The 14,557-nt window shown below is 45.0% G+C and carries 12 protein-coding genes; 1 reads left to right on the forward strand and 11 read right to left on the reverse strand.

Features of this window, described 5'->3' with window-relative positions; translation table 11 throughout:
* Positions 1-163 precede the first annotated feature (163 nt).
* The 5 genes from MKY14_RS08815 to MKY14_RS08835 form a co-directional block, all read right to left on the reverse strand.
* Positions 164-976: a DNA alkylation repair protein gene (locus MKY14_RS08815; protein WP_340392088.1), complete on the reverse strand. Its 813-nt coding sequence runs from the start codon at positions 974-976 to the stop codon at positions 164-166.
* 108 nt (positions 977-1,084) lie between these two features.
* Positions 1,085-1,768, reverse strand: coding sequence for a Crp/Fnr family transcriptional regulator (locus MKY14_RS08820; RefSeq protein WP_248548789.1), 684 nt, complete (start codon positions 1,766-1,768; stop codon positions 1,085-1,087).
* 82 nt (positions 1,769-1,850) lie between these two features.
* Positions 1,851-2,906, reverse strand: a complete 1,056-nt coding sequence (locus MKY14_RS08825; RefSeq protein WP_340392089.1) for an LLM class flavin-dependent oxidoreductase — start codon at positions 2,904-2,906, stop codon at positions 1,851-1,853.
* 951 nt (positions 2,907-3,857) lie between these two features.
* A complete protein-coding gene (locus MKY14_RS08830) occupies positions 3,858-4,976 on the reverse strand; it encodes an acyltransferase family protein (RefSeq protein ID WP_340976335.1) in 1,119 nt (372 codons plus the stop codon).
* A gap of 27 nt (positions 4,977-5,003) precedes the next feature.
* The gene (locus tag MKY14_RS08835) at positions 5,004-5,948 is read right to left on the reverse strand and encodes an NAD-dependent epimerase/dehydratase family protein (RefSeq protein WP_340392094.1); all 945 of its coding nucleotides are present in this window, start codon (positions 5,946-5,948) and stop codon (positions 5,004-5,006) included.
* Positions 5,949-6,049: 101 nt separating this feature from the next.
* Here MKY14_RS08835 and MKY14_RS08840 point away from each other — a divergent pair, with 101 nt between their 5' ends.
* Positions 6,050-7,696, forward strand: coding sequence for a glycosyl hydrolase family 28-related protein (locus MKY14_RS08840; protein ID WP_076303325.1), 1,647 nt, complete (start codon positions 6,050-6,052; stop codon positions 7,694-7,696).
* Positions 7,697-7,702: 6 nt separating this feature from the next.
* Here the strand turns inward: MKY14_RS08840 and MKY14_RS08845 are convergent, their stop codons facing one another.
* From MKY14_RS08845 to MKY14_RS08870, 6 genes are read right to left on the reverse strand one after another with little or no spacing between them, the layout of a single operon-like run.
* The gene (locus tag MKY14_RS08845) at positions 7,703-8,869 is read right to left on the reverse strand and encodes a DegT/DnrJ/EryC1/StrS family aminotransferase (protein WP_340392096.1); all 1,167 of its coding nucleotides are present in this window, start codon (positions 8,867-8,869) and stop codon (positions 7,703-7,705) included.
* The gene (locus MKY14_RS08850) at positions 8,866-9,999 is read right to left on the reverse strand and encodes a GNAT family N-acetyltransferase (RefSeq protein ID WP_076182393.1); all 1,134 of its coding nucleotides are present in this window, start codon (positions 9,997-9,999) and stop codon (positions 8,866-8,868) included. Before MKY14_RS08850 ends, MKY14_RS08845 begins: the two co-directional genes overlap by 4 nt.
* Complete coding sequence (locus MKY14_RS08855) at positions 9,992-10,789, reverse strand: GNAT family N-acetyltransferase (RefSeq protein ID WP_076214686.1); 798 nt, start codon at positions 10,787-10,789, stop codon at positions 9,992-9,994. Before MKY14_RS08855 ends, MKY14_RS08850 begins: the two co-directional genes overlap by 8 nt.
* Positions 10,786-11,412, reverse strand: coding sequence for a sugar transferase (locus MKY14_RS08860; protein ID WP_076129746.1), 627 nt, complete (start codon positions 11,410-11,412; stop codon positions 10,786-10,788). The genes MKY14_RS08855 and MKY14_RS08860 overlap by 4 nt, the downstream gene beginning before the upstream one ends.
* A 24-nt stretch (positions 11,413-11,436) precedes the next feature.
* The gene (locus MKY14_RS08865; protein ID WP_254857001.1) at positions 11,437-12,555 is read right to left on the reverse strand and encodes an LCP family protein; all 1,119 of its coding nucleotides are present in this window, start codon (positions 12,553-12,555) and stop codon (positions 11,437-11,439) included.
* A 3-nt stretch (positions 12,556-12,558) separates the two neighbouring features.
* Positions 12,559-14,469, reverse strand: a complete 1,911-nt coding sequence (locus MKY14_RS08870) for a polysaccharide biosynthesis protein (protein ID WP_076194875.1) — start codon at positions 14,467-14,469, stop codon at positions 12,559-12,561.
* Positions 14,470-14,557 lie beyond the last annotated feature (88 nt).

The raw sequence follows: 14,557 nt of genomic DNA on the forward strand, positions 1-14,557 counted from the left end.
GATTAACAATATAAATATTTTCATGAATTTTGGTTTAAATAATAAACACGAAGGAGTCTTTCTCTTGAATTATCCAAGTTAACTCCACAACAAAAAAACGCCAACACTTATTAGCCCATAGTGTTTGACGTTTGATTATCCAGTCTAAAGTGATGCACTTATTTTATTTTTGATCAGTAATACTTCTTGTAGCCCGGATTACAATCCGCTTTGTTTCCTTGGTACCTGATAGGTTCAACCATTCATCACAAATTTGCTGTACCCATGCCGGATGGCTTTTGCTAGCATCATTTAACCAATTGCTTACAGAATCCTGAACGTATTTTGCCGGATCAGAGTTAAGCGGTTCTAATAGCTGAAGGCCAATCGCTGGATTTTCTTTGAGCGCTGTAATATGCTTTGCCCATACCCCATGTGGGCGCGTCAATTCGATCGCAAATCTCCTAATATTTGCGTCCTGATCATGAACCCAAGCCTTTAATAATTCAATGGAAGCATCCAGCTCGGCAATGACTGATTCCCTTAAAGCCATCCATGAAATCTCACGCACCCCAAAATGACCATCCGCTGCAAAAGGACGGATTGCTGTTAGTTTTTGAACTAGACTCCATTGATGATTCTGGCCCACGATATAAGCAGCCCAGCAGCGAACACTATCGGATTTATGATGAGCTAACACAGCAAATAATCGGGAACGTTCCAGCTCTGATTTACAGTCAAATAGAAGCTGCCACTCACGTGAAATCACCGGGATGAGCTTCATGATTTTCTTTTCCGATAACGCATTCAGCCTTTGTAAAATTGGTTTAGCTTCCTGTTCAAAACCTAGCTCATTCAGTACATTTTCCAGCAATGTAAGATGATCCACAGCAAGCCATTCCGTTAAATTCACGGTCTGTAAATATCCTTTATTCAGCAGTTCTACAATCTCAACGGGAATTTCAGTAACCTTTCGAGCGCCCTTCCTGTGTTCCATGGAAATCGTCCCTTCACTATGATTTGAAAGCTTAAATCACCTTCATGTCATAGCTAGGATACCGTTGTTTCTAAAAATGAAGCTGTAATCTCGTTTACAACTCGATAGCTATGTTATATTTCTTTCCAAAATCTTGTCTCGCTGGATATAGATAGTTCTGAACCCTGTCTGAATAACCTCCGCTTTCACCAATTCTTGCAATGCCACTGTTACAGCTTCTCTGCTGGCTCCAATTAAATTAGCGATTTCTTGATGCGATAGAGGAACATTAATTTTGTAACAATTATCCTTATGCTCAACCCCATGCTGATCCGCTAGCTTTAAAAGAACGCACAATATTTTATCATGCAGATTTCCGATGGCTAGATTTTGAGTTAACTGACTCATACTTTTTATGCGGTCGCTCAATACTTGCAATAATGACATCATAAACCTAGGCCGGTGAGAGATAAATTCTTCAAACCTTGCAGGATCAATTGTACAGATATGGCTTTCCTCTATCGTTTCAATATAATGTTCCTTCGTTCCAAAAGAAATCATACCCATTTCACCAAAAACATTACCCTCACTGAGGATATCCGATGTAAATTGCTTACCGTTTGCGTTTAATTGGTACAAGCGAACCTTCCCTTTTTTCACAAAAAACAGCCCTTCAGAAAAGGTTGACGGTATTTGGATATATGTATTTTTGGGGACTACTGTTATTCGCGTTAATTCTTCCATTTCAATAAGATCTTCCAGTCCTAACGATTGAAGCAAATTGAATTGAGATAAATAATGATTTTTTTCCATTGCCCCTCCTGTATAAAACGCTATTCATTTCTTCAGTATACCTTACAAAAAAAGCCACGTCCTAAGGACGCAGCTTACTAAATTAGCGGTTACTTGCTTCCCAGCGCGCTACTTCTTCCCGCACACGTGGGGCCACTTCGGTGCCCAGCAGTCTAATCGCCTGCATAACATCCTCATGAGGCATCGTGCCGTGCGGCACATGTAAAAAGAATCGCGTAATTCCCACATGCTTGCGCAGATGAATGATTTTATTAGCGACAGTTTCTGGATCACCTACGTAAAGGGCGCCATCTAAGCTACACGCTGCATCATAATCTGCACGATGGTACGGAGGTGTTCCTTTTTCCTTCGCCCGCACATTGGTCCGGGCATACGTTGAAGGAAAAAATTTCTCCAGCGCTAACTGATTAGTCTCCGCTATGAACCCGTGTGAATGCGAAGCGATTGGAAATTTTGAAATATCATGCCCGGCTTCAGCTGCTGCTTTTTTGTAAAGCTGTACATGTGACGCATAATCCAGTGGTAGAACATTCCCTATAATCGCTAAAACAAAAGGCAAACCTAGTGATCCTGTGCGGATCGCAGACTCTGGACTTCCAGCACTCCCGATCCAAATCGGTAAAGGATCTTGAACCGGACGCGGGTAAATCCCCAAATTTTCTATAGCTGCTCGGTGTTTGCCTTTCCAGGTCACTTTTTCTGACTTTTGGATGGCTAATAACAATTCCAGCTTCTCATTAAACAGTTCTTCATAATCCTTCAGATCATATCCGAATAGAGGAAAAGACTCTGTAAACGAACCCCGGCCGATCATAATCTCCGCACGTCCGTTTGAAATTCCGTCCAGCGTTGAAAAGTCCTGAAACACACGCACCGGATCGGCTGAAGACAGGATCATTACAGCACTGCTCAGCCGGATCTTAGTAGTCAACGAAGCAGCCGCAGCCAGTACAACCGCAGGTGAAGACGCCGCATAATCATGCCGATGATGCTCACCTACTCCGTATACATCTAATCCCACCTCTTCGGCAAGTACGATTTCCTCCACTACTTCACGTAGTCGTTCTGCATGACTTATTGTCTCACCCGTTTGGACATCAGGTGTGGTCTCGACAAATGTGCTTACTCCAAGTTCCACTATTCATTTCCTCCTAATATTCTGCACGATGCATTATTCTCTGGATGTAAAAAACCATAAAGGGACTACCTAATTATACTAACTAATTTAGGTCCCTTCGACTATAATCGAAGTTCATCTAATTAGATCCCCCTCACTATAGATCGGACTGAGGAGCCGTTAATTTAATAATTTCATTCATATTGCTAAATTATCGGACTTAGATGCAGCTATTCGTGCAAAGTAGCTTCCATAATGTGTGTTTTTATGGAAATAAGCGCAATACAGTCCGAAACTATCGCAAAATGAACTAAAAAGTGAAAATAGCTGCAATACAGTCCGAACAAACAAGACCTCGTGTGAACTGACCACAATACAACAATTATACTGGGACTTTACCGCCAATGTGCCAGAGTGCAGCTATGCGAGGTAACGACGAAGTTTGTTTAATTGCATTTATCACCAACGCACAGTACAGCTAAGGCGTGGTAACGACGAAGTTTGTTTAATTGTATCTACCACCAACGCACAGTGCAGCTAAGGCGTGGTAACGACGAAGTTTGTTTAATTGCATTTACCACCAACGCACAGTGCAGCTAAGGCGTGGTAACGACGAAGTTTGTTTAATTGCATTTTGTGCAACTATATACGCTTTGAGGGCAGCCTTTGTGGATTTAGTTGCACTCTGTACACTTAAATACGAGCACTTGCCTCAATATGGCGGGATTCTAGAATAATAGTTGTAAAATATGCAATTAAACTGCCCTAAAGCTGCGAGCATAAGAGCTTAAATGTACTTTTTACAACTATTTTGCTTTTTTAATGAGATTTGAGAGGATGCTGCTAGTGCGATGTAATAGCGATGTAATAGCAATGTAATAGCAATGTAATAGCGAAGTAATCGCAATAATACAAAAACAAAAAAGACCACTAATCACCTAAACAGACGATTAGCGGCCGGTCAAATCCAAGCTAGTTTGCATTCCCAATATTCGGAGTTATCGGCTTATCCAGCGATTTCGGTGGTTTGCTTGGGTTTATCCCAACGCCGATCCGACCGAATACATACGCTCCGCCAGGAATTCGATTCGCTAAATTCATTATAAGTGCCGAGCCTACCACACAACCGACAAATTGCAGCAGAACACTAAATAGTCCAAGGTTTTGCAACCCAAATGAAGCTGGAAGCTTGACGAATATAGCCAATAGCAAAGGATGAAGCAAGTATATGCCAAAAGAGTATCTGCTGCTCCATTCCAGTACACGTGGCACTTTCTTCATTTTCGATGCCACGGAGAAGAGCAGCAAAATCATGCTTAAGGCGAATAGAAGCATATCAATTCTTTTGGAGCTATGCGCCGTTATCCAGCCTTGACTATTCACGAACAGCACTAGCGCACCTGTCAGAACCGGGAGCGTGTATACGGCTATGCGGAACTTTTTTAATTTTTCCCGGAACCACAGCTCATTTCGTCCCAAGTAATAGGCTACTGTAAAGTAAAAAATCCAACCAGGTGCGAAAATCCAGTACATTTTATCCCAGAAATAATGGGCGGCTGCCGTATCTGCGGGCGTAGTAAAGTTGAAGAAACCCAAATAGATAACGTTAATAAGGAACGATACGATTAGAACATTGCGGGGGTTAAGCCGCTTCGCATACGTCTGAAACCAGAGGAATAAAGCATAAAACTGAAAGATAATCAGTATAAAATAACCATGGAAATCTCCAATCAGCAAATGACGCCAGAGGTAATACCAAAAAGCCTGCAGCAAAGGAATGCCATCACTACTCGACAGCTCCAATCCTTTTAGTCCTGCATACAAGGTCCCAAAAAAAAAGTAAGGCAATAAAATATACTTGATTCTTTTCTCCCAAAATCTCGCTGGAATTTCATTGGGATAGGCAAATGACAACACGAATTGGGAGATAAATACGAATACAGGTGTGCCAAACGTTAGCAGTAAACCCACCGACTCTACCCAAGATGTATTTCCATCATCATAAACCCGATAAAGAGCATGCAGCAGGGCTATACTTAAGCAGGCTACACTACGAAGAACGAACATTTCCGAGTTCATTTTGCGTTCCATGCGGAGTGCCCCTTTCAATGGGTGCTTTTAATGATCTACTGCGCTTCCTACACTTAAGCGGTCAGTAATTGTTTTTTTCAGCCCGGTATGAAAGTTATGGTTAGGGAACCAAGATAATAATTCCTGGGCTTTTTGATTGTTTAAGTAGCTATGGAGAATATCCCCCGGACGGGGCTCCGCATAGGTTGTCAGGAAATCACCACCCGTGATGTCGCTTAACATCCGAACCATCGTATTTATCGAGGTTGGTATTCCGCAGCTAATATTCATCGTCTCATTATTCACCCTGCCTTCGGTCTGAACCGCGTCAACAAACGCTTGCGCCACATCCTCCACATAGACGAAATCTCTAGTCTGCTCACCGTCCCCATAGATTACGAGATCCTTCCCTTGCTTTATACGATCCAGAAAAACGGAAACAACGCCAGCTTCTCCATGTGAACTTTGCCTTGGCCCATATACATTAGCGAGACGCAGAATCGTATATTTCAGCCCATGTAAGCTGGCAAACATCCGAATATATGACTCTGGTACACTTTTGGATACACCATAGCAGGACTCGGGATTTAAGGGATGCTGCTCATCAATGCTCAAATATTCCGGGTTCCCATAAACCGCTGCCGACGAGGCATAAACTAGCTTTTGAACCTGATGGATCTCGCACATGCGCAGTACATTCAGCGTGCCAACAATATTCACATTCGCATCAAATAACGGGTTCCGCTGTGATTCTCTGACGTCGATCTGTGCAGCCAGATGAATGACTGCATTTGGCTTTTCAAGGTTAAACACCTCATGCAAAGTCTCATCCCGAATATCGTACTTATACAGAACCGCAGCAGGATTCATATAAGTCAGACCGGAGGCTCCGGATACATTATCTACAATCACAGTTTCTATGCCCTTTTTTATTAGCCGATCAACCACATGGGATCCAATAAAGCCTAACCCCCCAGTTACCAATACCTTCAAAATAAAAAACTCCTTTCGCCCGCTAAGAGTGATCTTTGTACCGTGCATTCCCCGAAAAATTCACATAAAATACAAAATCAAAGGATAAAGGAGTGAAGTATATGGCTACTGCCCCTATTCCAGACAGCTCGGTGACTACGTCCATCCTTTCTGATGGTGCGGTCACATCTATTAAAATAGACCCTGAGACTAACGGTTATGTGAACGTCCGATCGTACGGCGCTGTAGGAAACGGTATCAAGGACGATACAGTAGCGATTCAAAATGCTATCAATGCGGGAAACGCCAAAAACAAAGTAGTAATCTTTCCTCCAGGTGTATATAAGGTATCTTCGGGACGCATGCGTAACCCCTCCATCCTCGACTGGTGGTGTCTTCGAATTCCAGCCAAAACGAATTTAAGCTTTGAAGCCGGCTCCAAACTTGTGCTTGCCCCGAACCCACCTTCAGACACTAGGGTTCTAGTAATCTTAAATGCCTCAAATATCACAATCGCGGGCACCCTTGAAATTGATGGAAGTGCATCGACTGTTAAAACAGCCGTCAACGATCAGCTTCACGGCTTGTTCATTTCTTCTTCGCAAAATATAACGATAGAGTCAGTGTACTCTCACGATTGCTATGGGGATAATATCTTCATTGGGGGGACAGAAGAAATCCCCTCCGTTAATGTGCACATCGGATATGCACGCTGTGAGACTGCTGGACGAAAGAACTTTGTGGTCCATTTTGTAGACCAGCTTCATGTCAACAGAGCGGTTCTGAATAATAGCCGCGGTGGCGCGCCTGGTTTTACTGGTGCTAACTCTCTCGATCTTGAACCCGATGTCTTTAAAGGAACGCGCAGCTTTTATCAGCGATTCGACTCCTTGACAACCATAGGTTTCGGTAACGACCTATCAGCAGGGCTTACAGATGCTATCGCTAGACTCTGGACACTCGACATCGGTTCACTAGATATGCGTGTAAGCGGATCGGTAAGTCCAGCCTTACTGTCCTATGGACTGACGCTCAAAATCAATCACTTGGCTATCCGCTCCACCGATCATAAAGCTAGCTTCGGTCTACAGACGATCTATTCACAATTTATTGATATCGCTAGCGCCAAGTTCGATGGCATCGGGGGCCCTGCGATCTATGCAGCGTTTAATGCTGCCGGAGGTAAACCAAGATTGCATATCGGTTCGTTAGGAATGTACGGCTCGGGTTCCACCTTAGCAAGTGGTGTCCGAATCGACGGAGGAGATCTTTATGTGGGGACGATAGATGCACAGGATTTAACGGGCAATACCTTGCATTTATTCACAACGGAGTCTGACGCGATGGCTACTGTCGACAATATGATCGTCCGCAATAGCGGAACCAATCAGGTAGTGCTAGTCTCTTCTTACGGTGCAGCTAAACCGTCTCTGCGCCTCAATAATGTAGCGGTGTTCGATACCCGAGCAGTGAAGGTAAAGCGAATTCTAGAATTCGAAACACTAATCGGCATGCAAGGCACATCACTAGGAACCTTGTATAATCCATATTCGCTTCTTGAATGGTTCTCGACCTACGGTAACTTCAAACGGGCCATTCGCCTCACTGGGGGGACAGTGTTGCCCGCGGTGTTCATAGTAGAGGGTTCGCCCGAGGGAGTCGTAACCGCCCCAGTTGGCAGTCTGGCCATGCGAACGGATGGCACGGCACAAGCCACTTTGTATGTGAAGGAAAGCGGATCAGCTGCCAGCGGATGGAAGGCTAAATAAGATGAATCAACGGTATTGGTTACATGTCTCTATCGCATAAACGACACGTTCCAAATCCTCATCTGATAAAGAGCTTCCAGAAGGCAGGCAGACACCTGTTGAAAATAATTTATCCGATACACTGTATTCCTCACTGTAAGGATAGTAGTAATTGCTCTCGAACAAGGGTTGTAAATGCAGCGGTTTCCATACAGGTCTAGCTTCGATATTGTGCTGTTCCAGACATGACAGGAGTTGTTGTGAAGAGAACCCCGCCACTTCTTCATCGATGGTCAGCGCACTCAACCAGTGCGTGCTGCGACAATTGCGCGCTTCCGGCATAAAATGAAGACCCGGTATGGACCCTAAACGTTCCCTATATCGCCGGCCAATAGATCTGCGCCGTTCAACCCGCTCGTCAAGCAGTTCTAATTGACCGCGTCCTATGGCTGCCAACAGGTTGCTTAACCGATAGTTGTATCCCATTTCGGAATGTTGATAATGAGGGGCAGTGTCTCGGGCTTGCGTAGACCAGAAGCGCGCTTGATCTAAGGCTTCGGTATCGTCGGATACGAGCATGCCCCCACCTGACGTCGTAATAATCTTATTTCCGTTGAAAGAATAGATTCCGAATTGGCCCCACGTTCCGCTGGCCTTGCCTTGATAGAAAGCACCTAGTGATTCGGCAGCATCTTCAATCAAGGTAACTCCATATCGGTCAGCTATTTCTACAATGGGCTCCATGTCTGCGCTTTGTCCGTATAAATTGACGACAACAGCCGCTTTTGGCAGCAGTCCTTTGTCATTCAAAGCTTGGCAGGCCCGCTGAAAAGCTAGCGGACACATGTTCCAGGTCTCAGGCTCTGAATCGACAAATACGGGGGTGGCCCCCAAATATAAAATAGGATTGGCGCTAGCAACGAACGTGAGCGTTGAACAGATCACGTAATCTCCTTGTGTGACACCGGCTAGACGAAGTGCGAGATGAATCGCCGCCGTGCCAGAGCTTAACGCTAGTGCACCCTTTGATCCTGTGTAGGCGGCCATCTCCCGCTCGAACGCATCAACTTGCGGACCAATAGGAGCAATCCAACCAGAGTGTATCGCCTCCTCCATGTAGACCTGCTCACGTCCACTAATATGCGGCGGGGATAACAAGATTCGTGGCAGAATGCTTGTTTGACGAATGCTCATGCGAAGCTCCTTTCTCCATTTGGACCGATTTCTTCAGATGGAATACATATCATATCGAGATCTGGATGCCGATAGAGCGGAAAGTAATTTCCTGATATTCTGGTGTCACAAAAGGATATGATCCGCTCATACAACTCTGGGAAAAAAATTCGTTTACCTAAGTAATAGTCAAGGGGTTCCAGTTGTGTCGCGAATCTATGCTTGAATTGAAATAAGTCGTCATTCCCCTTATATCCCCCGCCAAGATGAAAACATTCAAAGCCATTTTCCATCCCCCACTTGGCTGCTGCGTGTATTAGCAATTTGGTAGGTGACCACTGCAGATAGGCGCGATCCCAACCACATAGGTGATAATGCATCCACGGTCGTTCATGTAACACGATGCTGGTCGCCACCGTTTTCTCCCCATCCATAGCTTCGAATAGCTCTACTCTCCCCTCAAGTAGATGACTAGTATCTTCTATAAATTTTTTGGGAAAATAATAAAAAGAATCCGCCTGTAAATCGTTTAGTGTTCCGTAATACAATTCACTGAAGGACTCAATACGATCCTTCAGATTCGAGTTTCGAATCGTAAAGGGTGCGGACTTTAATTTATGAATATTCCGTTTATGATTGCTGCCATAATGCCGGATGAGCTCTGACTCCGAACCCACAGTCAAATCAATATAAATTGTATTCCTATTCCATTCGGTGGTCAGACCACTTTGATATTCCGTAGCGTTGCCAATTAAGGGATGAAATCTTACAAACTCGGTCATGATCTTTTTCTCTCTACAGTAATCCGTGAACGTTTCACTGAATTGCCGGTACAGCTCACTTCGTTCGGCTCCCGGAGGGAGATTCGATATCGGTCCCCCGTATCCATAGGGTGTACTAATGTCGTACCAATCGCCTTCAAGCCCCAGTTGGATTACGGCAGGAAGATGGCTTATGGAACGAAGTAAGTAAGGATAAACTATGAGCTGGTCTCCCTGCTTAAAAACAAACAGCTCTGCCTGCTGATGCTCTCCATCCTCAAACAGCCGAAAAAACGCTGAGGAGAAATAGATATCCTTCGTCTCTAGCTGGTTCAAATAGGCATCCCATTCCGCTGAACTAGAGCTGCCTAACACGATGAAGTTACTCATACAACACCTCTTGATTCTCCAATAGTTTGATCATACGTATACTTTCAGTGCTTAAGATTAGCCCGGGGTCTCGCTCACGCAAATAAGCATCTGAAGAAAGCAACAGCAGCCTTTTCTCCCGGTCTAAATCCATTAATACGTCTGTCAAAAGATTGCAGCCACTCCACCCTCCACTTTGCAGTTGGATACGATAATACTGTTCACCTAACCGGCCCACAACTGAAGTCTCTTCCTTCGTTCTAATCTTAAGAGAAGAGAATCCATACTTTTGATGATGTGCCTCTGCCATCGGATAATCATCTATGATGTACGCCAATGCTTCTCTATCCCTATCAATCGATGGAGCCAAATCTCTTACATACCAGTAAGTCCGGCCTTCCTCTGCAAAACCAAGCCGCAAATACCAAGCATGAGCTTGCTCATTCCACGAAAATACATCAAGTGCCAGCTTCGAAATGCCATCCTTTTGGGCTAATGTCTCCCCGTACGCCATAAGCTTGCCGCCGATGCCATCTTTTCGATAAGCTGCGTCCACATTCAAGTTATTCAGAACCAGCATCTGCTCCATTCTTCGCCATTCAGCGAATCCAATAAGAAGCTCTTCAGAATAGGCACCAATCAGCAGTGTTGCTGAATGGCTTCCGCATTTACATGCTGCTTTCAAATATTCGGGATAACCGCCACAGGCGAATATGGTTTGATTGTAGACCGACTCTGGCAAGTTGCTCTGTAAGAGCCGGCATGCAAGGTGAATATCATCTTCCTGAAGCGGACTAAACCGCAAATTCATGCCGACCCCTCCTTTTGGTTCATTCTGTACTCATCGAGCGGCAGACTATGCTCACCCGGATTGGCCACAACGTCATCTTGGCGGATCACCTTCAGCACAGTTTTGCATAAGATCAACGCATCTAATCTAAAGCTTAGCTTCTCAACATAGGTAACGTCATAGGAGAGCCGCTGTTTCCACTCCGAAGTATTACGTCCAGATACCTGCGCCAATCCCGTTATTCCGGGTCTTACAGTAAATCGCAGCCGCTCCCGTTCAGAGTAATGCGGGCTGTAACGGATGAGCAAAGGTCTTGGTCCGATCAGACTCATTTCTCCCTTCACAACATTTACTAATTGCGGGAGCTCATCCAGACTCAGCTTTCGAATCAATCCGCCGAATTTGATATAACGCCGAGCATCCGATAACGGCTGGCCCTGCGCATCATACATTTCAGCCATGGTTCGGAACTTGTAGATGTAGAAGGGTCTTTCTCCCATTCCCGGCCGCTGCTGCTTGAACAAAATAGGACTTCCCAGCTTTATCCGAAGCAGCAACGCCACCACAGCCATGACCGGACTAAACACACCTAACATAACGATCGCTCCCACCAAATCGAAGCCCCGCTTCATATGGCGATACATGGTAGTCTTTCCCCCGCCTTTCTCTTATTCCGTAAAAAGACGTTCTGTAAGTGACTTTACCTCTTCCGGATTTGCACTCCAATAATACACTTTGGTTCGGACGAGCGGATCTAGAGCAGAGCTGTTATGGCCAGGAATCTGTTCGTAAGCAAAATCCGCGGAATCCATTCCCTTGAATAGCCAAGCTAAGCTCATCAAATCACTGTCACTAAAACTCGTATCAATAATGTCTTTCTTTTCACGCAGTAGCAGTCCAGCTAGATCAGGAATATGCTCCGGACTTAATAGCTTTTTGGCTACAGCCCGAACGATATTGAATTGCTCCCGTTGGCGGCTAAAGTCACCCTCCGGAGTCGAGTAGCGCTCCCTTGCTAAATAAAGCGTGTGGGCACCATCCAGATGCTGCTCACCTTTCTTGATGGTGATCTCCGGAGTGATGGTCACATCCTGATCAATTAGCATATCGATCCCGCCGATCGAATCGATGAAATCACGAACACCGGAGAAGTTCGTCTTGATGTAGTAATGAATAGGAATATTCATAAAATCACTAACGGCTTGAATCAGTGTCAGCGTACCCTGCTGATTCCCACCCTTTGTCTCACCAACGATATGTGCATGATTGATCTTGGTATAACCGACATTCTGCACATAAACCCGCGTGTCCCGCGGCACAGATACGATATTCACCTTCCGTTGATCCGGCATCACATGGGCAACCATGATCGTATCTGCCCGCGAGCTTTCTCCCCCCCAAGTGTCTGTTCCAATTAGCACTACATTAAAGGATGAGCTTTTCTTATCTGCTGGGGATATCGCCGCAGTTGGAGTCTGTGTAGACGTTGTAAGGGTAAGCTCATCCGTTTGAGCTTGTGGGGCTGGTGTGCTGAGCGATTGCACCATCGCTTCATTGTCCGTAACCACATTAGAGCTAGGGATCGTCAAGGGGTTAAGAATCGCCTTATTAAAACGATGCTCTGGATTCAATATCCCTCCAATCCAGATCCCCCCAACTACAACCACAACAAGAATAACAATCAGGCTGTATCGTCCCACCCGCCGCATGCGTGAATGTTTACCTGTAATTGCCTTGTCGCGCTTGCCCCATAATCTTGTCATCCATGAATGCTTAGTCGACTTCATAGGTCAGATTCCCGCATGAACTTCGGATTTAATGCGTTCAAGATCATGTGTGCCCACCTGCGGTTCTTCCTGAAAGCCCGAATAGCTTGGAATTAGCTGCTTTAGCAGTTTTTTGATCTGATGACTGCTTGGCATCAGTTCATACCGTTTGCACAAGTTCTCCAGAACCCCCAACACCAAATTCAGTTCAGATCTGGAGACACTTTGCGGGCGGCTAATCATAATACGGTAGTTGTTAGTGACCAATAACCCTTCTTCTTCAGTCAAAAGCTCCTCAAACAATTTTTCTCCAGGACGAATGCCAGTGACCACAATGGGAATATCTTTGTCAGGCTCGAGACCCGACAAGCGGATTAAATCCCTCGCTAGATCGTATATACGAACTGGCTTACCCATATCCAGCACAAACACTTCTCCCCCTTGTGCCAGCACACTTGCTTGAATAACCAACTGTACCGCTTCGGGTATCGTCATGAAGTAACGCACCATATCCATATGTGTAACCGTCACCGGGCCGCCGTTTTCGATTTGTCTTTTGAATAACGGAATGACACTGCCCCGACTGCCCAGCACATTACCAAAACGTACAGCGGCAAAAACCGTCTTACTTAAGGAATTCTGATCATTAATGATCATTTCCGCGGCTCGTTTCGTGGCCCCCATAACACTGGTAGGATTAACCGCCTTATCCGATGAGATGAGGATGAACCGTTTAGCGCCATATTTAGCACTCGCTTCCGCTACATTCCTTGTGCCGATCACATTATTTTTAACTGCCTCTACTGGATTCATCTCCATAAGAGGAACATGCTTGTGAGCAGCGGCATGATACACAATGGAGGGGCGGAACTTTTGAAAAACGTTATCGATCCGCGATACATCCTGAATGTCCGCTATAATGGGATGAATGATCTGATCGGGATATAACTGTCGCAACTCTTGTTCAATAAGATAAATGCTATTTTCTCCATGCCCCAAAAGCAGCATTTCCTTCGGACGATACGCAGCCAATTGCCGGCATAATTCCGAACCAATTGAACCGCCTGCACCCGTGATGAGAATACACTCGCTTCCCAAATTCTCACGAATCTCTTCCGTATTAATTTCTACGGGACTTCTCCCCAGCAAATCATTTACGGATACTTCACGGATCATGTTAATGGCCATTTTCCCGTCCAAAATATCGGTCATACTAGGCATTAACTTGATCTGAGCTTTGGTAGATTTGCAGATTTCGATGATCTCCAGTAATTCCTTTTGAGGAGCCGTAGGCAAAGCGATGATAATGAACGAAATATCCAGCTGCTCGACTGCCTGGGGAATGAAGTTACGGTTACCGACAATCGGCAACCCCATAAGCTCCAGCTTGCGCTTTGAGATATCATCATCTATGAAGGCAACTGGGTTCATGAATTTAAATCTTGAATGCTTGATATCTTTGGTAACGAGGATGCCTGCTTTCCCTGCCCCAACGATTAGCAGATTGCCTTCGGATGAACCCTTTGTTCCCAGTGTTTCGAATCTATCGTTGATAAGGCGGTTAACTAAACGTAAGCCGGCAATGCCGAGAAATACGTAACCCGCTGCAAAATAAATCGAAATCGGCAATCGATAGGAAGGGACGAATACATGCGCAGATACATTGACAGCGACCACTCCGCAGAGTGTTAAAGCACTCACTTTTAGCAGCTGCAATAACTCACCTATACCGGTGTATCGCCAGATATTGTTATACACCTTGAATCCAAATGAGAACGCTGCGTACACCATAATGTGAATGAGTATCGCCCACGGAAGCATCCACATGTACTGCTCAGGGATTTGAAAATCAAACCGAAGTAAAAACACAAGCCACACTGAAGCCGCTATAATTCCCGCATCCAACATGACTAAACGTACGATCCGCATTTTCATCACTTCTTTCTCCCTAATTAACTAATTATTCGTTTATTCGTTTATTCGTTTATTCGTTTATTCGTTAATTCGTTTATTCGTTTGTTGT

It is taken from the genome of Paenibacillus sp. FSL R5-0887 (assembly GCF_038002305.1).
GTDB classification, from domain to species: Bacteria; Bacillota; Bacilli; order Paenibacillales; family Paenibacillaceae; genus Paenibacillus_AQ; species Paenibacillus_AQ odorifer.

What these genes read in the sequence shown, in the direction of transcription:
- MKY14_RS08820 (WP_248548789.1), bottom strand. Translation starts at nt 1,768, where the DNA reads ATGGAAAAAAATCATTATTTATCTCAATTCAATTTGCTTCAATCGTTA.
- MKY14_RS08840 (WP_076303325.1), top strand. Translation starts at nt 6,050, where the DNA reads ATGGCTACTGCCCCTATTCCAGACAGCTCGGTGACTACGTCCATCCTT.
- MKY14_RS08860 (WP_076129746.1), bottom strand. Translation starts at nt 11,412, where the DNA reads ATGTATCGCCATATGAAGCGGGGCTTCGATTTGGTGGGAGCGATCGTT.
- MKY14_RS08850 (WP_076182393.1), bottom strand. Translation starts at nt 9,999, where the DNA reads ATGAGTAACTTCATCGTGTTAGGCAGCTCTAGTTCAGCGGAATGGGAT.
- MKY14_RS08845 (WP_340392096.1), bottom strand. Translation starts at nt 8,869, where the DNA reads ATGAGCATTCGTCAAACAAGCATTCTGCCACGAATCTTGTTATCCCCG.
- MKY14_RS08870 (WP_076194875.1), bottom strand. Translation starts at nt 14,469, where the DNA reads ATGAAAATGCGGATCGTACGTTTAGTCATGTTGGATGCGGGAATTATA.
- MKY14_RS08855 (WP_076214686.1), bottom strand. Translation starts at nt 10,789, where the DNA reads ATGAATTTGCGGTTTAGTCCGCTTCAGGAAGATGATATTCACCTTGCA.
- MKY14_RS08865 (WP_254857001.1), bottom strand. Translation starts at nt 12,555, where the DNA reads ATGAAGTCGACTAAGCATTCATGGATGACAAGATTATGGGGCAAGCGC.
- MKY14_RS08815 (WP_340392088.1), bottom strand. Translation starts at nt 976, where the DNA reads ATGGAACACAGGAAGGGCGCTCGAAAGGTTACTGAAATTCCCGTTGAG.
- MKY14_RS08830 (WP_340976335.1), bottom strand. Translation starts at nt 4,976, where the DNA reads ATGGAACGCAAAATGAACTCGGAAATGTTCGTTCTTCGTAGTGTAGCC.